At 67.9% G+C, this 20,308-nt stretch carries 18 protein-coding genes and 1 tRNA gene; 9 read left to right on the top strand and 10 right to left on the bottom strand.

All coding sequences use genetic code 11. The features are described from left to right. Window positions 1-6: 6 nt before the first annotated feature. Window positions 7-405 carry a globin gene (locus tag AZH51_RS04895; RefSeq protein ID WP_291521926.1) on the top strand — a complete coding sequence of 133 codons (399 nt, stop codon included), beginning with the start codon at window positions 7-9 and terminating at the stop codon, window positions 403-405. Continuing rightward, window positions 402-2,090, top strand: a complete 1,689-nt coding sequence (locus AZH51_RS04900) for a glycoside hydrolase family 13 protein (RefSeq protein ID WP_291521927.1) — start codon at window positions 402-404, stop codon at window positions 2,088-2,090. Before AZH51_RS04895 ends, AZH51_RS04900 begins: the two co-directional genes overlap by 4 nt. Window positions 2,091-2,094: 4 nt before the next feature. Here the strand turns inward: AZH51_RS04900 and AZH51_RS04905 are convergent, their stop codons facing one another. Continuing rightward, window positions 2,095-2,730, bottom strand: coding sequence for a hypothetical protein (locus AZH51_RS04905; protein WP_291521929.1), 636 nt, complete (start codon window positions 2,728-2,730; stop codon window positions 2,095-2,097). Beyond that, a complete protein-coding gene (locus AZH51_RS04910) occupies window positions 2,727-3,170 on the bottom strand; it encodes a thioesterase family protein (protein ID WP_291521931.1) in 444 nt (147 codons plus the stop codon). The genes AZH51_RS04905 and AZH51_RS04910 overlap by 4 nt, the downstream gene beginning before the upstream one ends. 51 nt (window positions 3,171-3,221) lie before the next feature. Between AZH51_RS04910 and AZH51_RS04915 the strand changes: the two genes are divergently transcribed. After that, window positions 3,222-4,214, top strand: a complete 993-nt coding sequence (locus tag AZH51_RS04915; RefSeq protein WP_291521933.1) for an acyl-CoA thioesterase II — start codon at window positions 3,222-3,224, stop codon at window positions 4,212-4,214. A 109-nt stretch (window positions 4,215-4,323) separates the two neighbouring features. On the opposite strand, the gene ettA is transcribed toward AZH51_RS04915, so the two are convergent. The 5 genes from ettA to AZH51_RS04940 all read right to left on the bottom strand — a co-directional run bounded on the left by ettA (window position 4,324) and on the right by AZH51_RS04940 (window position 11,757). Beyond that, window positions 4,324-6,006, bottom strand: coding sequence for an energy-dependent translational throttle protein EttA (gene ettA, locus AZH51_RS04920; protein WP_291521935.1), 1,683 nt, complete (start codon window positions 6,004-6,006; stop codon window positions 4,324-4,326). Window positions 6,007-6,050: 44 nt separating this feature from the next. Beyond that, the gene (locus AZH51_RS04925; protein ID WP_291521936.1) at window positions 6,051-7,625 is read right to left on the bottom strand and encodes a N,N-dimethylformamidase beta subunit family domain-containing protein; all 1,575 of its coding nucleotides are present in this window, start codon (window positions 7,623-7,625) and stop codon (window positions 6,051-6,053) included. 114 nt (window positions 7,626-7,739) lie between these two features. Continuing rightward, window positions 7,740-8,270 carry a single-stranded DNA-binding protein gene (locus tag AZH51_RS04930; RefSeq protein WP_291521938.1) on the bottom strand — a complete coding sequence of 177 codons (531 nt, stop codon included), beginning with the start codon at window positions 8,268-8,270 and terminating at the stop codon, window positions 7,740-7,742. 134 nt (window positions 8,271-8,404) lie between these two features. Beyond that, window positions 8,405-10,057: a GTPase gene (locus tag AZH51_RS04935; protein WP_291521940.1), complete on the bottom strand. Its 1,653-nt coding sequence runs from the start codon at window positions 10,055-10,057 to the stop codon at window positions 8,405-8,407. Continuing rightward, complete coding sequence (locus tag AZH51_RS04940) at window positions 10,054-11,757, bottom strand: dynamin family protein (protein ID WP_291521942.1); 1,704 nt, start codon at window positions 11,755-11,757, stop codon at window positions 10,054-10,056. The genes AZH51_RS04935 and AZH51_RS04940 overlap by 4 nt, the downstream gene beginning before the upstream one ends. A gap of 143 nt (window positions 11,758-11,900) precedes the next feature. Between AZH51_RS04940 and efeU the strand changes: the two genes are divergently transcribed. The 5 genes from efeU to AZH51_RS04965 all read left to right on the top strand — a co-directional run bounded on the left by efeU (window position 11,901) and on the right by AZH51_RS04965 (window position 16,572). Beyond that, window positions 11,901-13,436, top strand: a complete 1,536-nt coding sequence (gene efeU / locus AZH51_RS04945; protein ID WP_291521944.1) for an iron uptake transporter permease EfeU — start codon at window positions 11,901-11,903, stop codon at window positions 13,434-13,436. 47 nt (window positions 13,437-13,483) lie between these two features. Then, window positions 13,484-14,734 (top strand): iron uptake system protein EfeO, encoded by a 1,251-nt coding sequence (gene efeO, locus AZH51_RS04950; RefSeq protein ID WP_291521946.1) that lies wholly within the window; start codon window positions 13,484-13,486, stop codon window positions 14,732-14,734. A gap of 41 nt (window positions 14,735-14,775) precedes the next feature. After that, window positions 14,776-16,080 carry an iron uptake transporter deferrochelatase/peroxidase subunit gene (gene efeB, locus AZH51_RS04955; protein ID WP_291521948.1) on the top strand — a complete coding sequence of 435 codons (1,305 nt, stop codon included), beginning with the start codon at window positions 14,776-14,778 and terminating at the stop codon, window positions 16,078-16,080. 27 nt (window positions 16,081-16,107) lie between these two features. After that, a tRNA-Arg gene (locus tag AZH51_RS04960) sits at window positions 16,108-16,181 on the top strand. Window positions 16,182-16,221: 40 nt separating this feature from the next. After that, the gene (locus tag AZH51_RS04965; RefSeq protein ID WP_291521950.1) at window positions 16,222-16,572 is read left to right on the top strand and encodes a cupin domain-containing protein; all 351 of its coding nucleotides are present in this window, start codon (window positions 16,222-16,224) and stop codon (window positions 16,570-16,572) included. 4 nt (window positions 16,573-16,576) lie between these two features. On the opposite strand, the gene AZH51_RS04970 is transcribed toward AZH51_RS04965, so the two are convergent. The 3 genes from AZH51_RS04970 to AZH51_RS04980 are packed head-to-tail and all read right to left on the bottom strand — an operon-like array spanning window position 16,577 to window position 19,168. Continuing rightward, window positions 16,577-17,407, bottom strand: coding sequence for a PhzF family phenazine biosynthesis protein (locus tag AZH51_RS04970; protein WP_291521952.1), 831 nt, complete (start codon window positions 17,405-17,407; stop codon window positions 16,577-16,579). Window positions 17,408-17,421: 14 nt separating this feature from the next. Then, window positions 17,422-18,225, bottom strand: a complete 804-nt coding sequence (locus tag AZH51_RS04975; protein WP_291521954.1) for an SDR family oxidoreductase — start codon at window positions 18,223-18,225, stop codon at window positions 17,422-17,424. A gap of 1 nt (window position 18,226) precedes the next feature. Then, window positions 18,227-19,168 carry a TetR family transcriptional regulator gene (locus tag AZH51_RS04980; RefSeq protein WP_291521956.1) on the bottom strand — a complete coding sequence of 314 codons (942 nt, stop codon included), beginning with the start codon at window positions 19,166-19,168 and terminating at the stop codon, window positions 18,227-18,229. A gap of 172 nt (window positions 19,169-19,340) precedes the next feature. Between AZH51_RS04980 and AZH51_RS04985 the strand changes: the two genes are divergently transcribed. After that, entirely contained in the window at window positions 19,341-20,306 is a 966-nt protein-coding gene (locus AZH51_RS04985) for a cyclase family protein (RefSeq protein ID WP_291521958.1), read from the top strand. Window positions 20,307-20,308 lie beyond the last annotated feature (2 nt).

Here is a 20,308-nt window from a genome sequence, read left to right on the forward strand (position 1 = left end):
GGGACAGTGACGGACACGTTCTACGACCAGGTCGGCGGCGCGGAGACCTTCCGCAAGTTGGTGACCGCCTTCTACGAGGGAGTGCGCTCCGATGAGCCCCTCCGCGCGCTCTATCCCGAGGAGGACCTCGAACCTGCCGAGCGGCGACTGCGGATGTTCCTCGAGCAGTACTGGGGCGGTCCGACCACCTACTCCCAGGAGCGCGGACATCCTCGCCTGCGCATGCGGCACATGCCGTTTGCGGTCACTCCGGACATGCGCGACCGGTGGTTGCTGCACATGATGAGTGCGGTCGACAGCCTCGAACTCGACCCGACACACGACCTGATCCTGCGCGACTATCTGACCCGCGCGGCGTACTCCTTGGTGAACACCCTCGACGACGAGCAGGAGACCATCTCGTGACCAGCCCCGCGCCGTGGTGGCGCGAAGCCGTCATCTACCAGATCTACCCCCGCTCCTGGGCGGACGCCAACGGCGACGGGATCGGTGACCTGCCTGGTATCACTGCCCGATTGCCCTACCTGGCCGACCTGGGCGTCGACGCCGTGTGGTTGTCGCCGTTCTACGTCTCACCACAGGCCGACGCCGGCTACGACGTGGCCGACTACCGCGATATTGATCCGGTCTTCGGCACGTTGCCAGACGCCGACGCCCTGATCGCACGTGCCCATGAACTGGGTCTGCGGGTGATCGTCGACCTGGTCCCCAACCACACCTCCGACGAGCACGCGTGGTTCCAGGCGGCGCTCGCGGCCGGCCCGGGTTCTCCCGAACGCGACCGGTACATGTTCCGCGACGGCGTCGGCGTCGACGGCTCGCAACCGCCGAACGACTGGAGCAGCGTCTTCGGCGGGACGGCCTGGACCCGGATCACCGAGCCCGACGGGTCGCCCGGTCAGTGGTATCTGCATCTTTTCGATGTCAAACAACCCGACCTGAACTGGCAGAACCCCCAGGTACGAACCGAATTCGAGGACATCCTGCGCTTCTGGCTGGACCGGGGTGTGGACGGTTTCCGGGTCGACGTCGCGCACGGACTGGTCAAGGCCGAGGGGCTGCCCGCCTGGTCCGGGCCGATGAACATGCTCGACCTGCCGGACCCGACGCAGCGACCGCCGATGTGGGACCAGGACGGTGTCCACGAGATCTATCGATCGTGGCGGGCGATCCTGGACGATTACAACCCGCCGGAGGCGCTTGACCATGACCCGTCCCGGGACCGGGCGATGTGCGCCGAGGCGTGGGTCGATCCGCCCGAGCGGCTGGCTCGCTACGTGCGCCCCGATGAGTTCCACCAGGCGTTCAACTTCGACTACCTGAACGCGCCGTGGCAGGCCGACTCGCTGCGCGAGACCATTACCGCGTCACTGGCCGCTGACGACGCCGTCGGCGCGCCGACGACCTGGGTGCTGTCCAACCACGACGTGGTCCGGCACGTCAGCCGCCTCGGTCTGCCGGTGGGCACGCCCCGCCCGAACGGCATCGGGGCAGAAGACACCCAGCCGGATCCCGAAGTGGGCGCGCACCGCGCGCGGGCGGCCACGGCGATCATGTTGGCCCTGCCCGGTGGCGCCTACATCTACCAGGGCGAGGAGCTGGGGCTGCCCGAGCACACCGCGCTTCCGGACGAGGTGCGCCAGGATCCCACCTTCGCCCGTACGGCGGGTGCGGAGTTGGGGCGGGACGGCTGCCGGATCCCGATGGCCTGGGAAAAAGACTCTCCTGCTTACGGATTCAACGAGACCGGGGCTTCGTGGTTACCGCAGCCGGCCGAGTTCGCTGACCTGGCCGCGGATCAACAGGTCGGGGTCGCCGGATCATCGTTCGAGCTCTACCGGCGGCTGCTGGCCACTCGCCGTGAGCGAGGTATCGGCGCGGGGACGTTGTCCTGGAACGAGGCCGGACCCGACGTGTTGAGCTTCACGGTGCACGGTGCGACGGGTGAGCAGACCACCCTGCTGGCCAACCTGTCGGCGGAGTCGGTGGCCATTCCCGCGGGTCACGAGGTGCTTGTCGGCTCCGACCTGTCCGGGGACAGCACTCTGGTAGCGCCGGATGCGGCCGTCTGGTTGCGACCGATGTCCTGACTCCTTAGCGCACGAGGACGTGGCCGGCGGGAGTGGTCAGGCGATACCACCGGCCGGCGGTGTAGACCGTTGCCTCGTCGCCGACCAGGAAGCCCAGCGCGTGCGCACCAAGAGCGACGCTGGCGCTCAGGCCGTCCGCGGCGGCCGGCAGCGGGATGCTCGCGGACCACACCCGCTGGCGTTCGGACTCCTGACGTACGGCGCTCAGCGGCTCCCGCGCGGACACCGCCAGCGCTTCCAGGCCGTCCGTCGCCGTACGCCGCAACGTCTCGACGGGGACCTGGGTGACCGGTCGCCAGCCGCTGCGCGGTGGGGAGACCGCCGCCCAGGTCGTCTGCACCGTCATCGGCGGAATCGGTAACTCATGATCCTCCGTGGGTCTGGCCAGCCGGTCCGCGACCGCTGAAAGACCCACCACCACATCGACATTCGCAGGTTGCGCGAGTTCGAGGACCCGTAGGCCGACGGTCGTCCCCTCACCCAGCAGACCACGGCCCTTGACGACTCCCACCCAGGCAGCGAGCGACGTACCGGAGGCTTGCAGACGGATCGCACCGTCCTCCTCCAACCGGCGGGCGCGGGCGACGTACGTCGTCAGGTCCGCCCACGTCTCCTGGTCGGCCAGGTGCAGACTGCTCATGCCCCCCGCCGCTTCATCGCCACCGGAGGCCCGCTGTGCGCGTCGAGGACCTCACGCAGGTCGTCGGGGATCCGGACCGGTTTCTGATCGGTCAGGTCGAAGGCGACCTGGGTTGTCAGCGCGCGGGCGCAGAGCTTCGCGTCCGACTCGGGCGAGTCGTACAACTCGTAACTGGTGTCGAACGACGCGCCTGCGACCCGGGAGACCCACAGGTGCACCGCGACAGCCTGACCGCGGAAGTGCAGTTGGTCCAGATAGTCGATCTCGGCGTGGGCGACCAGCAGGCCGTTCGAGCGGCGCACCGGGCCGAACCACTCGTGGAAGGCCTTGATGCGCGCCTCCTCGAGCAGCCGCAGGAACTGCACGTTGTTCACGTGCCGCAGGGCGTCCAGATCCGACCAGCGCAGGTCAACGGTCACGATGGTCGGCGATTCGGGCATGGGTCCATCCTTGCAAAGCGGTCGGGCGGGACCTGGATAGAGTCAGCGACTGTGAGTTCGCTACCGCCTTCCGATGACGCCGCCCCTAGCGCAGCGGGTACCTTCCGGCAGTTGCTCGAGGTGCTCGACCTCCAGCCTGCCGGCAGCTGGTCGCTGGAGGTCAGTGACACTACCGGCGCCTTCAGCGACGGGTCGCAACGCGACATGGAACTGTTCGTCGGCACCAGCCAACCGACACCGCAACGGCGCGCCTTCGGCGGCCAGGTGCTCGCCCAGACGGTCATGGCGGGCGGTCTCAGCGTGCGCGCCGCCGGCCTGCCCGACCGACGGATCCACAGCCTGCACGCCTACTTCATCCGGCCGGGCGACTCCTCGGCGCCCATCAACTTCGCCGTGGAGAACCTGCGGGACGGAAACTCCTTCTCCCAGAGGCGGGTCCACGCGCAGCAAGGCGGTCAGACGATCCTGTCGGGCACGCTGTCCTTCCAGGAGCCCGCCGAGGGCCTGGACCACCAGGCACCGATGCCCGCGGTCCCGGACCCGGAGCGGGTGTGGACCGCGGCTGAAGAACTCGAGGGCCTGGCCGGTCTGCACCCCGCGGTCGACCACTGGATCAACCGGGCGGTCGATGTCCGCACGGTGGAGGGAGCGCTCTACTTCGAGCCCGGACGCCAGCGTTACGCCGGCCAGAACGTGTGGATGAAGGCCGTCGAGCCGTTGCCCGATGACCCGCTGATCCACGCCGCGGTCATGGCCTACGCCAGCGACTACACCCTGCTGGAGCCGGTGTTGCGCCGGCACGGTCTGGTGTGGTCCGACAAGAGGCTGCGCCCCGCGAGCCTGGATCACTCGATGTGGTTCCACCGCCCGGCCCGCATTGACGAGTGGGTGCTCTACACCCAGGAGTCGCCGTCCGCGTCCGGTGGCCGGGGGCTCGGCATCGGCAAGATCTATACGCAGGACGGCACGCTGGCGTGCACGGTTGCGCAAGAAGGCATGGTCCGCGTCAAGGACGACACGACCAAGAGCCGCTACGACTCTTAGACCTTTTTAGCCAAGCTGTGCTTTCTGCGCGCTCCGCCCCGCTCCCGCTCCGGCCGCCGACTCCGCTGGCGCTCCGTCGACAACCTCCACTTCGCAGGACGTCGCCGCGCTAGTCGCGGTGCAACTTCCGGTGCGTCACCCGGTGCGGACGCGCCGCATCCGGACCGAGGCGCTCGATCTTGTTCTCCTCGTACGCCGCGAAGTTGCCCTCGAACCAGTACCACTTCGAGGGATCCTCATCGGTGCCCTCGTAGGCCAGGATGTGCGTCGCGACGCGGTCCAGGAACCACCGGTCGTGGCTGATGACGACGGCGCATCCGGGGAACGCCAGCAGCGCGTTCTCCAACGACCCGAGGGTCTCGACGTCCAGGTCGTTGGTCGGCTCGTCCAGCAGCAACAGGTTGCCGCCCTGCTTCAACGTCAGCGCTAGGTTGAGCCGGTTGCGCTCACCACCGGAGAGGACGCCCGCCTTCTTCTGCTGGTCCGGGCCTTTGAAGCCGAACTGCGAAACGTAAGCACGAGAAGGGATTTCGACCTTGCCGACGACAATGTGGTCGAGGCCGTCGGACACGACCTCCCACAGCGACTTGTCGGGGTCGATGCCAGCACGGTTCTGGTCGACGTAGCTGATCTGGACCGTCTCACCGACCTTGACGGAGCCGGCGTCCGGCTCCTCCATACCCACGATCGTCTTGAACAGCGTCGTCTTACCGACACCGTTCGGACCGATCACGCCGACGATGCCGTTGCGCGGCAGGGTGAACGACAGGTCATCGATGAGCACCCGTTCGCCGAAGCCCTTGCTCAGATCGTCCACCTCGATGACCTGGGCACCCAGGCGGGGACCCGGCGGGATCTGGATCTCCTCGAAGTCCAACTTGCGCGTCCGGTCGGCTTCGGCGGCCATCTCCTCGTAGCGGGCCAGACGCGCCTTGCTCTTGGTCTGGCGGGCCTTGGCGTTGGAGCGCACCCACTCCAGCTCATCGCGCAACCGCTTGGCGAGTTTGGCGTCCTTCTTGCCCTGGACCTGGAGGCGCTCTTCCTTCTTCTGCAGGTACGTCGAGTAGTTGCCCTCGTAGGGGTAGAGCCGCCCGCGGTCGACCTCGGCGATCCACTGCGCCACGTTGTCCAGGAAGTACCGGTCGTGGGTCACGGCCAGGACGGTGCCCGGGTAGGCGGCCAGGTGCTGCTCCAGCCAGTTCACCGACTCCGCGTCCAGGTGGTTGGTGGGCTCATCCAGCAGCAGCAGATCCGGTTTGGACAGCAGCAGTTTGGCCAGCGCGACGCGTCGACGCTCACCTCCGGACAGCACGGTGACATCGGCGTCGCCCGGGGGGCACTGCAGCGCGTCCATCGCCTGCTCGATCTGGGAGTCGAGGTCCCATGCGTCGGCGGCGTCGATCTTCTCCTGCAGCGTGCCCATCTCGGCCATCAGCGCATCGAAGTCCGCGTCCGGGTCGGCCATCAGCGCGGAGATCTCGTTGAACCGGTCGAGGTCGGCCTTGATCTGGCCCATCCCCTCTTCGACGTTGCCGCGAACGTCCTTCTCCTCGTTCAGCGGCGGCTCCTGCAGCAGGATGCCGACGGAGTAACCGGGGCTCAGGCGCGCTTCACCGTTGGACGGCTGGTCCAGACCGGCCATGATCTTCAGGATCGTCGACTTACCGGCACCGTTCGGCCCCACGACGCCGATCTTGGCGCCGGGGTAGAACGACATGCTGACGTCGTCAAGGATCAGCTTGTCGCCAACGGCCTTACGCGCCTTGGTCATGGTGTAGATGAACTCGGCCATGCCGCAAGGCTATCGGGCGCCCAACCGCACACCCAATCGAGAACTCAGCGGTCGTCGGCGTCCAGGGTCGGGATCCCGCCAGTGCCGGTTCCGAAGTTCCCGCTGGGTTTGATCACGCTCAGGTTGCCCTTGGCCGGATGCGCTTTGCCCATCGGTCCCTGGCTCATCGCGCGCAGCAGATTCCCGGTCACGGTGGTGACGAACGCGCTGGAGGCCGCGGTGATCCCGGTGGGGCCGTTGGTCTGGTTGATGCCCACCGCCCACTGCATCGAACCCGTCGCGACGACACCTGCGCCCGACGGCACGGTGTAGTAGCTGAAGTCAGAGAACGTCATGCCTTTATTCGCGCACTGGGCAGGCGAGTGACCCACGACCTGCAGGTTGGACGGGGTCTGCGTCTTGGAGTTCACGGGATACGCGCGGTCGATCTCGACGCCGACGACACCGGGGTAGGTGGAGCCCTGCTTCGCGCCGGTGCCGGCGAACAGGAAGAACGACGGGTCGAACACCTTGAAACCGGCGCGGGCCGGGAAGCACTCGTACATCAGCCCCGTCAACGCCGCCTCGGGCCGTGGGTAAGGCGCCGAACGCCAGAGATTCGTCGTCGTCCGGTCGTTGGCGACCGGATCCAGTGACGGCGACTTGTAGGTCGTCATGTGCCGATTGCCCGCTTCGAAACGCACCCGCCAGTACTCCGCATTAGCACCGAGGAACGCCAGGTTGGTGCCCCGGTTGCGCGCCGCCTGGTAGGAGTCACGCATCGCGGTGTCCCAGTACTCGTCGTGATTGGGAGAGACCACGCCGAGCGCGCCGTCCAGCAGGTGGGAGTACGCGGAGATGTCGGTATCGGTGACGTACGCCAGCGGCAGACCGAGCCGTTCTGCCTCACCGGTGATCTCCTGCTCCCCGGCAGTGACATAGCGCGCGCCCGAGCGGTCGTAGGGCCGGTCGAAGGAGACCGTGTAGGCACGGTCGCCGAAGCCCTGCTTGCCGTGATAGACCGAGTACCCGCCGTACGCGTTGTACGCCTGGTAGGTGGCGTCCGCATTGACCAGCGCCAGTCGACCGCGGGTGCTTGCAGAACGCACCGTGAGCGGTACGTACTTGCCTTTGCCGTCCGCCCCGAGCAGTTTGATCAGGTAGAGCCCCTCGGGCCAGTTCGTCGTCGGGATCGTGGTTGCGACCGACCACTTGCTGCAGTCCACCATCCGGTTGGCCCGCACCGCGCACGTGGGTTGCACCGTGCCCCGCAGAGCTGCCGACTTCCAGATCTGCCGACCCTTCTTACCGCCGTACCAACCCAGCCGGTACGCCGTGGCCGTGTACGAGTGCTCGGTGCTGGTGACGTGCAGCTTCAACGCAGTGCCCGGCCGGATCGAAGAGTGGTCCACCCACCCCGCGAGTTGGGTGTCCGATGCCCAATCCTGACCGGGCAGCCCCCAGGCGCTGGTCCCCGGTTTGGCGTTCTCGGCGCGGACGTCGAAGCCGCCCGACGCCGCGGGTGCGGCAACCGCTACCGGTGCCTGCGAACGACTCGTCGCCGCCACGTGGTGGGTGTCGGTACACGCGGCCAGCAACGACACCGCCGCTACGGCGACCGCCGGCCCCACCATGCGCATGACCACCCACTGTAACGACAGGCGCACCCCGGCCCGGCAGGTTTCAGCAAGCCCGGGACGCGGGCTCCGGCGACCGGTTCCGGGCGGCATCCCACCCGCCCGGAACCTTGTTGCTCACGCGCTCAGGGCCTCCTGGTCACCTGTATCGCCCTGCCCGGCCTCGTCGCCCACCACGTCGTAGGAGCCGGAGTACCCCGTCTCGCTCTCCGACGGCTCCCCGGGTTGCTGCCCAGCCCACTGCGAGCGACCGTTCTGCGCATCCGGCGCCGCGTTGTCGGCGCTGCGACCACCCCACTGACGCGGCCGGTAGAACGCGGTGCCGAACCGCAGGTCCGGGCCGACGTGCTCGGCGGTCACTTCGACGCGCTCCACGGTTCGACCGTCGGATGGGTAGCTGTTCACCCGCAGAGTCCCGTGCACCACCACGCCGTTGCCCTTGTGCAGGCACTCCATGACCTCCCTGCCCAACTCGCCCCACGCGGACACCGTGTAGAAGCTGGACTTGCCGTCCGAGTAGCCGCCGTCGGGGTCCTTCTTGCGCTCGTTGACGGCGACTCGCATGGTCGCGAGGTCGCCCTTGGCGGTCTGGCGCCGTTCCGGGTCGGCGACCAGGCGGCCGCAGATGGTCACTGATGTCTTGTTCATTGCTGACTCCCCTCTGACTGCGCGCTGGTGCGCGCGATGGGATACAGCGTGGATCCGCAGCAGGTAGAGAAACCAGACCGTGAACGCGTTGTGTGGATAACGCGCCAGGGCCTGTGGATTGTGCGTACGGCGAGTTACTCGCGCGCCGCCCGGGCGAGGTTCTCGCGCACCGTGCGATGGGTGTCCAGGACCTCCTGGACCGGGTCCAGGACCTGCTTCTGCGCGACCTGTTCGATCGCACCCCGCAGGCGACGGTCAACGGCCGCGGCACGCCGCCGGGCGCCGATACCGGCCAACCAACGCGACAGCATGGCGGTCACCACTCCGGCCAGCGCACCGCCGCCGACCAACCAGAACGGGGCCGGCACACCCAACCATCGCGGTACGCCGATGCTCAGGTTCAGCATGCCCAGCACCCCCGCGGCCACGAGCCAGAGCACTCCCACGACGAGCGCCGCGAAGGCGACCCACTGGATCGCCGACACGACACCCCACCATTTCGGACGACGGGCACTGATGTCGGTTGCCAGCACGGCCTGGTCCAACGCATCCCGCAGGTCGGCCGACCGCGGATCCGCCACGTCGGCAATCCGATTCGCCCACACGGCGGGCAGACCCGCGCTCGCTTCGTCGACCAGATGATGCGCAGCCAGGTCCACCTCGGCTCTCGCGGCCGCGGTCGGCTCGGGCAGCGACGTACGACCCAGCAGCCGCTTGGCCTCGCTACGGCCGATCCGTTCGGACACCACGTCCTGCAGGTGCAGCCGGTCCAGCGGCGAGCGCCGCAACCGCGCGGCCCACCGGGTTAGCGGCCAACCACCGGATTTGCTGGCTTCGCGGCGGTAGTCGCGGCGTACCGCATCCACCACCGCAGGCACTCCGGCGGCTTTGGACAGGGCGCCCACCAACTCCGAGGAGCCCGCGGACAACTCCGGCTCCCGCGACCCGACCAGGGGCTGCAGCCGCGTCGCCGCGCTCGCAAGGTCACCGACCAACCGACGTTCGGCGGCGTTGTGCTCCTGGACCACCGCACCGATCCGTGCCGCGAGGTCATCGACCCCCCGGCCCTCGACGGCCGAGGTCTGCACGACCTCCACGGACTCGATGCCGTCCGAGGCCAGCAACCGGCTCAGATCCTCGGCACACGCCGCGGCGCTGTCGGCATCCAGTCGATCGACCTGGTTCAGGACGGCCAGCGTGTGCGCCCGGCGGGCGGCCAGGGTGCGCACATACTCGTCGTGCAGCAGCGCATCGGCGTACTTCTGGGGATCGGTGACCCAGACGAAGACGTCCGCGCGCTCCAGCACCCGGTCGGCCTCACGGCGATGGGCCGGCACCCGGGAGTCGAAGTCCGGCAGGTCCAGCAGCACCAGCCCGTCCAGCAGGTCCGCGTACCGGTCATCGGCCGGGACTTGGTGACGCGTGGCCACCCCCAACCAGTCCAGCAGCGGCCCGGCGGCATCGTCTCCCCACACCGCCGCACTGGGCCGCGAGGTCGTCGGACGGCGGGCACCGATACGCGAAACCGGCTCTGCAGCAAGGGCATTGAACAACGACGACTTCCCGCTGCCGGTTGCTCCTGCGAGCGCGACGACGGTGCGCGAGCCACCGATGGCGGTCCGTTGACCCACCTTCTCCAAAACCTTGCGCGCGGTGTCGAGGTCAGCATCGGGCAGGATCCCGGCACTGGCACTGACCGCCTTGCGCAGCGCGTCCCCCCGGCCCCGCACCTCGCCGTCATCGATCGCGGCGACACCGGACCGGTCCAGTTCTTCAGTCCTACTCATCGGCTTGCGTGCACCGCCTTGGTCGCTGCGGTGAGGTCGTGACGCACGGTGGCGATGTCCTCGTCCTGGACGACGGCTTCCAGCCGGGCCGCCTCGCTGTCGTAGAGCGCCTCGACCCGCTCCAGCAGATCCTTACGGGCCATCTCGGACAGGTTGCGCACCGCCTGGTCGCCGAAGACCGCCTCCAGCAGCCGTTGGGCCACGACCGCCGACCCACCGGCGATACCCACTTCGGCACCGGTCAGCCCGGCCGTGGCGGAGAAGGTCACCAGCATCAACAGGACCGCGATGCCGTTGACACCGAAGGCCAGGAACCGGGCCGTCATGCGCTTGTTACCGGCCTGCGACCGCACCAGGTCCAGCAGGCCGTTCTGCCAGTCGCGCACCAGACGCTGGGCCGCTGCCGTGAACTGCTCGGAGGGGTGGGCCAGGGCGGGGTTGGCGTCAGCCAGGGGCGCGCCACCCGGAATCAGGCGCCACGCACGCACGGCCGTGGCCGGCGCCGAGGTGCCCCCGGAAAGAATGAGAGCGGCGACGCCGTCCTGCAACGCCTCGCCCAACTGCTCGGTGGCCGCGGGTGCAGACTGCCCTTTCAGGAATCCACCCACCCGGTCGCGCATCCGGCTGACGCCGGCATCGAGTTGCCGTAGGAGCTCACCCGTTCCGACGAACTCCTGCCAGCGCGCGAGCACCTCGCCGCGCAGCAGCGTCCCGTCCCGCATCCCGTCCCCGACGTGGGTCAATGCGTCGTCGTACGCCGAGTCCACGGCCCCGCGCAAACTCACCGTTGCCGCCTCCTGGGCGCCGAGCGCCGCATCCAACTGGTCGACCCGGCCGGCGAGCGAATCCAGTGCACCATCAAGGGTTCGCCGGATCACCACGTTGCGCGCGAAGGCATCGGCGGCCAGTGACTGCAACCAGCTCTGGATCCGGGAGATCTCCGAGGCGGGCAGCAATCCGTCGACCAGCGGTACTTCACCGACGGCGAAGATCGGTGATTGGCCCAGACCGTTATCGCGCAGCATCCCGGCCAGGTCGGCCCGCACCTCGGCCATCGCTCCACTGGGAACCCGGTTGAGCACCACGGCAACCGAGGTGCCGCGCGCAACGGCCTGATGCAGCAGCTGCCAGGGCACAGCATCCGCATAACGGGCAGCGGTGGTCACGAAGATCCACAGATCAGCGGCACCGAGCAACTGCCGGGCCAGGTCGCGGTTGGCTTCCACCACGGAGTCGATATCGGGCGCGTCCAGGATGGCCAGCCCCTGCGGCAGCGAGTCGTCCGACACCAGGCGCACCGTGCGCGGGTCCGCCGACTCACCCGATCCGCCGGTCGTGCGCGCCAGGCCGGGCAGCACCCGGGTCCCGGAGAACCAGTCGATGTCACCGGGGTGATGGATCAGCGTCGAGGCCCGGGTCGTGGGGCGCAGTACGCCGGCCGCGGTGACCTGGTGGCCGAGGATCGAGTTGACCAGGGTCGACTTGCCAGCGCCCGTCGAGCCGCCGACGACGGCCAGCAACGGAGCGTCCAGGGAGCTGGCCCGAGGGATCAGGTAGTCGTCGAGTTGCGCGGTCAGTTCCTCGCACTGCCGACGCGCCTCCTGGACGCCGTCGATCTGCAACGGCAACCGGACCTCGGCGATAGCACGACGCAGGCCGACCAATGACTCCAGCAATGTGGAGGCGGGCGCGTCGTTCACGGCCCAAGCATCCCCCGTCGCGGGCCCTCGGACCAACTCAACACGAGTTGGCGGGTTCATTGGACGCCCGCAGTCAGGTACGGCTAACCTCAGATCGGTTAGGCAACCCTCATAACAAGAACGGTAGGAGTCAGGTCGACGTGTTGGCAACGTTCATCATCGGGCTCCGTGAGGGGCTCGAGGCGGCGCTCATCGTCAGCATCGTGGCCACGTTCCTCAAGCGCAACGGCCAGCCGTTGCGGCCGATGTGGATCGGCGTTGCGGCAGCCGTCACCCTGAGCATTGTGGTCGGTGTTGTCCTGAGCGTGATCGAGGGCAGCCTGCCGCAGGCGGCACAAGAGGGCATGGAATCGATCATCAACGCGATCGCGGTGGTGCTGGTCACCACGATGATCCTGTGGATGGCCAAACATGCCCGCGGCATGAAGCGCGAGTTGGAGACCGCCGCCAGCGACGCCCTGGCCTCCGGCACGTCGCGCGCGTTGGTGCTCATGGCCTTCCTCGCGGTCCTGAAAGAGGGCTTCGAGACCTCCGTCTTCCTGCTGGCCACCTTTTCCGCGGCCAGCAACACCTGGTTCGCCGCGGCCGGCGCCGTGCTCGGAATCGCCGCGGCCGTCGTGCTCGGCTACGGGCTCTACACCGGCGGCGTGAAGCTGAACCTCGCGAAGTTCTTCAAATACACCAGCGTCTTCCTGGTCCTGGTCGCTGCCGGGCTGCTGGTCTCCGCGCTGCGTACGGCTCACGAGGCCGGGTGGCTGAACGCGGCGCAGCAGCGCACGGTGGACCTCGGCTGGCTGGCGCCGACCGGGTCGGTGCGGGGCGCCGTACTCACCGGGGTGCTGGGGATCCCGGCCGACCCCCGCATCATCGAGGTGCTTGCCTGGGTGGCGTACGTCGTACCCATGCTGCTCATCATCTTCTGGCCGCAGTCCCGTCGCCCTGGCGCCGCAGCTAGCCGCCGGATCAAGGTGGCGGTCGCCGCCGCGTGCGCGCTGGTCGCCGTCGCGCTGATGATCGGGGTGCGTACGCCGACCGTCAGCCTGCCCGCATCGGCGCCCATCGTGGGGTCTGACGGGCAGACGATCGGCAGCGCGGCACTGACCGGACACACCCTTCACACCCAGATCGACGCCACGACGAGCACCCTGGCTCTCACCCCGGCCGGCCAGCGCACCCACCAGGGCATCCCGGCCACCCTCCTGACCGGCGGCAGCGACGAGCAGGTCAGCACGCGCACGGTCAGCCTCAGCGAGTTGGCGCAACTGAACGGTGGGCGACTGCCCGTGGGTGTCGTGGCCGAACGCAACCCGGGACCGTTCACGGTGCGGGAGAGCCGCACCGGATCGGTGACGGTCTACTCCGCGCAGGACCACTTGCTGGACGCGGCCAACAACCGGCAGATCGTCGCAACCGTGAGCGGCGGCGGGTTGAGCACCGCCCGCACGATCAGCCTGCCGGGCGACACCTGGTCGGTGTCTCCGACGTACGTAGCGACCGCCACCAGTGCACTCAACGACTTCGCGTCGGCGCAGGCCGAGCGCCGGTTCTGGCGCTGGGTCGTCCCCGGCGTGCTCCTGCTGAGCGCCGCGGCATTGCTGGCGGCCGCGTGGCGGTCCCGGCGGACCGACGCGATTCTTCCCTCCCAATCCCCCGTGGGCGTGCCGGTCGGCACACCGTGACGAACAACCGACAGCACCGTCCGCTGTCATCACCAAGGAGTAGACGCATGTCCTCGTTCCCCCGTTCAGCGACCGTTGCTGTGGCCGGTGCCGCGCTGTGCACCGCTCTGGCCGCGTGCGGCTCCGGCACCTCGGCCGGCGCTGGGTCCAGCGCTGCCGGTTCCACGGCAACCTCGGGCGCCGCGACCGGAGCCCCGGTGAAGAACGGCGCGGCGCAGGTCGCGATCACGTTGAAGGACAACGACTGCTCGGTCGATCACACGACCGCGGCCGCCGGCCCGGTCACCTTCACCGTCAAGAACGAGAGCGCGCCCGGGATCAGCGAGGTCGAGCTCCTCAGCCAGGAGCGGATCCTCGGGGAGAAGGAGAACCTGGCACCCGGACTGGCCGCGACCAACTTCACGTTGACCCTCACCGGCGGGCAGTACCAGATCTACTGCCCGGGTGCCACGACGGAGAACCGCACGTTCACGGTCACCGGAACCGCCGCCAGCACGGGCGCGAGCACGACCCAGCAGCTGCTGGCCGATGGCGCCAAGGGCTACGGAACCTACGTCGCCAACACCCTCGCCGACATGGTCGTGGCCGTCGGCAACCTCAAGACCGCCGTCGACTCCGGTGACGTGGCGAAGGCCAAGGAGGCCTACGCCAAGGCCCGGCCCTTCTACGAAAAGATCGAGTCCGACGTCGAGGGCTTCGTGCTGCCGGGCAAGGACGCGACGGACAACAAGTTCAACCTGGACTACCTGATCGACATGCGCGCATCGAACCTTGACCCGGCCGTCGGGTGGTCCGGCTTCCACGCCATCGAGCGCGATCTGTGGCAGAACGGCAAGATCACCGACCAGACCAAGACGTACGCCGCGGACCTGCAGAAGAACGTCGGCACCCTCGCGGGTCTGGCCAAGTCGCTGACCTACAAGCCGGAGGATCTGGCCAACGGCGCCGCGAGCCTCTTGGAAGAGGTACAGAGCAACAAGATCAAGGGTGAGGAGGAGTCCTACAGCCACCTCGACCTGGTCGATTTCGCCGCGAACGTGGAGGGTGCGCAGCAGGCGTTCGCCTACCTCAAGCCGGGTCTGGACAAGATCGACCCGACGCTTTCCGCGCAAGTGGCCACCCAGTTCAAGAACGTCGAAACGGCCCTGGAGAAGTACCGCGACGACAGCGCCCTCGGCGGCTACAAGGCGTGGACACCGGAGTTGCGCGCGACCGATGCCGCCGCGTTGAGCAAGGCCGTCCAAGCCCTGCAGGACCCGCTGTCCCGCATCGCCGAGAAGGTCGCCACCGCGCAGTAATGGTGGCCGGAGCACTACTTGCGTAGTGGGAAAATGGAACTATGAGCAGCAACACCCCTGACCCGCAGAACACCTCGGGTGAGGACCGCGGCCTGTCGCGCCGCCGGTTGGTGCAGGGCGCCGCCGGTGGTGCGGCGGTCGGCGCGCTGGCGGCCGGCGGCAGCGCGTGGGCCATGACCGGGCGCCCCAGCACGGCCGCGGAGTCCGATAAGGAAGTCGACCGTGACATGGTCGACCTGTCGCAGTCTCATCCGTTCTACGGATCCGGGGTCCAGGCCGGAATCTTCACTCCCCCGCAGCGGCATGCGCTCTTCATGACGTTCACGATGGTCGCGGGGACCACGGCCACTGACCTGCAGACGCTGCTCGCCCGCTGGTCGGCGGCGATCGCGCAACTGACCCAGGGCAAGTCGATCGGTGCTGTCGAACCCACCCGGGCGGGAGCGGTGGCACCGGACACCGGTGAGGCGTTGAACCTCGACCCCGCCAGCCTGACCGTCACGATCGGGCTCGGGCCCTCACTGTTCGACGACCGTTTCGGTCTGAAGGACAAGCGGCCGGCGTTGCTCACCGATCTGCCGGACCTGCCCTCGGACTCCCTGCAGCCAGCGCTCACCGGTGGCGATCTATCCCTGCAGGCCTGCGCTGACGACCCACAGGTCGCCTACCACGCGATCCGCAACCTGGCACGGATGGTGCGGGGTACCGCCGAAACCCATTGGAGCGTGATGGGATTCGGCCGCGCCTCCGCTGGGGCCAGTCAGTACACCCCCCGCAACCTGATGGGGTTCAAGGACGGCACCCGCAACATCACGCAGGACGCCGACCGCACGAAATTCGTCACCATCGCAGGCGCCGATCAGAAATGGCTCGACGGCGGCACCTATCAGGTCGTGCGCAAGATCGAGATGGACATCGAGATCTGGGATGCCGACCCGGTCAGCGACCAGCAGCACGTCTTCGGACGCACCAAGGACGAGGGCGCACCGCTGTCGGGTTCCAAGGAGTTCGACACTCCTGACTTCCACAAGGCCGGCGACGTCGGTGGACTCGCCATCCCCGCGACGTCGCATGTCGCCCTGTCCGCACCGGAGAACAACGGCGGCACCAAGATCCTGCGCCGCGGTTACAACTACACCGACGGCATCAACCAGTTCGGCCAGTTGGATGCCGGCCTGCTGTTCATCGCCTACATGAACGACCCGGCGCACTTCATCACCTTGCAGAAGAAGCTGGGCTCCTCCGATCGGCTGAACGAGTACATCTCGCACATCGGCTCCGGCCTGTTCGCGGTGCCACCCGCACCGGCCACCGGACACTACGTGGGCGAGACCCTCTTCTCCTGACCGCGCCTTCTACACTGAACGCGCCCAGCCCCCGTAGCTCAGCTGGATAGAGCAAGGGCCTTCTAATCCCTAGGTCGCAGGTTCGAGTCCTGCCGGGGGCGCCTTCGGACACAGCGTTGGAGTTGCGACAGCTCATCGCAGATGAAGGAGATCACCGTGGAGAAGAGGTCACTGACCGCTCTTGGCCGTGAGTTGATGGACGACGCCAGGGCTGCCCGCAACGGCCGCAGCGCGCGGACCGTCTACGGAGGCCACGAGCACACGCTGCGCCAGACGCTTCTGGCACTGACGGCCACGAGCGCACTCGACGAGCATGACAGCCCGGGCGAAGCCACCCTGCTGGTCCTGTCCGGCCGGGTCCGGCTCAGCACAGCCGACACCAGTTGGGATGGCGCGACCGGCGACCACCTGAACATTCCGCTGTCGCGTCACTCGTTGACCGCGGTGGAGGACTCCGTGGTGTTACTGACCGTGGCCAAGGCGCATTCCTGACCGCTCACAGCAGCGTGGCGCTGCCTGCCACGGTGATGCCGCCTGCGTCCGGCACGGTGACGGTGAGCAGACTCGGTCGACCGACGTGGCTGCCTTGGTGGATGGTGATGGCCGACTCTGGCGATGTGTAGCCGATGCTGCGCAGATACGCCCCGACGGACGCCGCTGCGGACCCCGTCGCGGGGTCTTCGGTGATCCGCCCGACCGGGAAGATGTTTCGTCCCTCGAAGTCGTTGCGTCCTACCTCTCGCAGAACGGTGATCGTGCCGGTCCAGCCCTGCCGGATCATCAACTCGGCCACGGGTTTCGGGGCGAACCGGAACTGGTTGAAGATCTCGCGGTCAGCCAGCACCAGCACCGGGTGCCAGTTGCCGGCGAAGGACTCTCGCGGCGGGAACCGCGGGTCGAGGTCGGCCGGAACCAGCCCCAACAGGTCCAACAACGAGTCCAGCGCCACGGGGTCGAGGTCCCGGATTTCGGGCCGCACACTGGTCATGGCGACCTGGATGGCGCCGTGGTCGTCCCGCTTCGTGTCGATCGCCACGTCGCCCGCTTGCGTGGCCAACGTCAGACCACCCACCCCGTCGCGTTCGGCCAGGGCCACCGCGGTCGCCACCGACGCGTGTCCACAGAACGGAACCTCAGCGGCCGGAGACCAGTACCGCACGTTGTAACGACGGCCGGACGGTTCGTCCACCACCGCCCCGACGAATGCAGTCTCTGAGTAGCCGACCTCCTGGGCGATACGCAGCATCTGGTCGTCGCTCAAGTCGGCAGCATCGAGTACGACACCTGCCGGGTTGCCGCCGTCCTCGCCATCGGCGAAGGCGCTCATCCGCAGAACGTTCGTCACGACCGGGTTTCCAGAGCGCGTCGGTAGCGCTGCATTCCGGCGATCCAGCGGTCGATGTCGGCGGTCTTGCGCTCGCGGTAGGTCGCGACCTCGGGGTGTGGCAGCACCAGGAAGCCGCCTTCGATCACCCCGCGGATTGCTTCTCGGGCAACGACTTCCGGGCTGAGCACGTCTCCCGCGGACGTCACGGCCGCCGTACCCGCCTGCACCACCGGGTCATCCGAGGCGAGCCCGTCGCGGACCATCGCGGTGTCCACCCCCATCGGGCACAGGCAGGTGACCCCGACGCCCCGGTCGCCGTACGTCGCGGCCAGCCACTCGGCGTACGCCACCGCTGCGTGTTTGGTGACCGAGTACGTCGGGCTGCCCAGTTGGGTGAGCAAACCCGCTGCGGAGGCGGTCGACAGGAAGTGCCCGCTGCCCCGCTCGAGCCAACCCGGCAGCAGCAACTCCGCTGCCTTCACATGAGCCATCACGTTGACGCGCCACGACACGTCCCAGTCGGTCGGCTGCACGTCCGGCTCGAACCCACGCAGGACGCCGGCATTGGCGGCGTACAGATCCACCGGGCCGAACTCCCGCTCGGCAATATCGATGGAAGCTCGGATGTCGTTGGTGCTAGCGGCATCCCCCGGCAACGTGCGCACCGCGTCCGACGAAGGCAGCGCCGTGGCCAGTGCGTCGGGGTTGAGGTCAGTGGCCACCACCCGGGCGCCCCGGGTCACCAACTCCTTGACCAGGGCAGCGCCGATGCCGCCGCCAGCGCCCGTCACGATCGCGACCGAACCTTCCACCTGCACGTCAATCTCCTTCTGGTTGAGAGTTTTTCGCCCGGTACGCCGCGTGAGCCGTCGCGTCGTACTGCATCATCCCCAGGGCGAACCTGGCGTACTCCTGCGCGATCTGCTCCGGGCTGGAGGCTCCGCCCAGCTTGAACCATTGCGGCAGGGACGTGCACATCGTGGAGACGGCCCGGCCGGCGTCGTGCCAGTCCTGTGCCTTCAACAGCCCGAGTTTCCTTGCCTGCTGGACCTGTTCGTCCATCAGGTACTGAATCTCGTTGCGCAATGCGGCAATCCGCACCCGTTGCACCGGATCGAGGCTACGCATCTCACTGGCACCGATCAGCGCGAGCTCCCCGTAATAGGTGTGGAAGAGCGCGAGCGCCTCGACGATGTTGCTGAACCGCTCCACCGGGTCAGCACCACTGTCCCTGGCCGCCTCGACCCGTGGCCGCAACTCGGCCATCGTGCGATCGAGACCGGCGACCAGCAGTGCGTACTTGCTGTCGTAGTGGTGATAGACACCGGCCACACTCATCCCGGCCTCCAGCGCGATCATCCGCATCGTCGCCCCGTGATACCCGGTGCGCATGAAGACCCGGATGGCAGCAGCCAGCACGGGGTCGAACGCGAGTGGCCCGAAGTGCCGCCAGTCATCGAAGCCGCGCCCCGAAGACACCACCGAGAAGGTGCGGTCAGGGGACTCCACCGGATCGGGTCCGGCGTCGGCCACGATCCCCGCCGGGTCGACCCCCAGAGCATCAGCGATGGCGATCAGCCGCTGAACGGTCACCGGCGTCAGATCGTTCTCCAGCGCGCTCATGGTGGCGGGGCTGACGCCCAACTGAGCAGCCAGGGCGCGCAGTGACAGACCGGCGCTGCGACGCGCACGCCGGATCGCCGGGCCGACACCGGACGGTGCCGCCGCCATGACGACGTCGGAGCCGTTCTGTTCAGTCACAATGAACAACATACGACTCTGAGAAGACGATTGGCTACATCCGTTGACAATACGCCCGAAGTGTCGTGACACTAATCACACCTGAACAAACCGAACGATCACTCACCCTGTTCACAATTTGGTGATTGACTGGCCGAGTGAGACGTTCACGACTTGCCAATGGAGGCACGCAATGACGCAGGCACCCCAGTCCGTCCCCCAGCTCACCGAACTCCTCGCCGATGCACCGACGAACTGGGGCAAGTGGGGCGACAACGACGAGGTCGGCGCCCTGAACTACCTCGGCACCGCCGAGGTACTGCGCGGCGTCGCCGAGGTCAAGGACGGCAAGGTCATCACCTTGCAGCGGCAGATCGGCGACCCCAAGGGTGACCCGGTCTGGCCCGGGCGCACCCCCGCCGAGCGCACCCAGATCCTCGATGAGTCCAGCTGGGACGGCGACGACGCACCGGACTACCCGGGCGGGCTGCACTACGCGGACGACAAGATCAACGCCTTCCTGCAGGGCTCCACGCAGTACGACGCCCTCGGGCACCTGTGGTACGACGGGCAGATCTGGAACGGCTACGACGCCCGCACCACGGTCGGCGGCCTGGACAAGGCCAGCGTCGCGCCGATCGCCGAGCGCGGGGTGGCCGGTCGCGGCATCCTGCTGGACATGGCCCGCTTCCGCGGGAAGAAGACTCTCGACAAGGGCGAGACCTTCACCCACGAGGACCTGATCGCCTGCGCCAAGGCCCAGGGCACCGAGATCCAGCCGCGCGACATCCTGATCATCCGGACCAACTTCCTGCAGTTGTTCTTCGACGAGGGCGAGTCGTTCTACGAGGGCTTCAACGAGCCGGGCCTGGTCTACTCCCCCGAGTTGGTGCAGTGGTTCCAGGACATGGAGATTCCGAACCTGGTCACCGACACCATCGCCAACGAGGTCACCACCGACCCCAACAACGGCGTGGCTCTCGTCCTGCACAGTGCGCTGATGCGCAACCTGGGCGTGACGCTGACCGAGATTGCGGATCTGGAGCGCCTGGCGGACGACTGCGCCGCCGACGGCCGCTACACCTTCCTGTACACCGCCGCTCCGCTCAACGTTGCGAAGGCGGCCGGCTCCCCCGTCAACCCCCTGGTCATCAAGTAGCC

It is taken from the genome of Branchiibius sp. NY16-3462-2 (genome assembly GCF_001594145.1).
Taxonomy (GTDB): domain Bacteria; phylum Actinomycetota; class Actinomycetes; order Actinomycetales; family Dermatophilaceae; genus Branchiibius.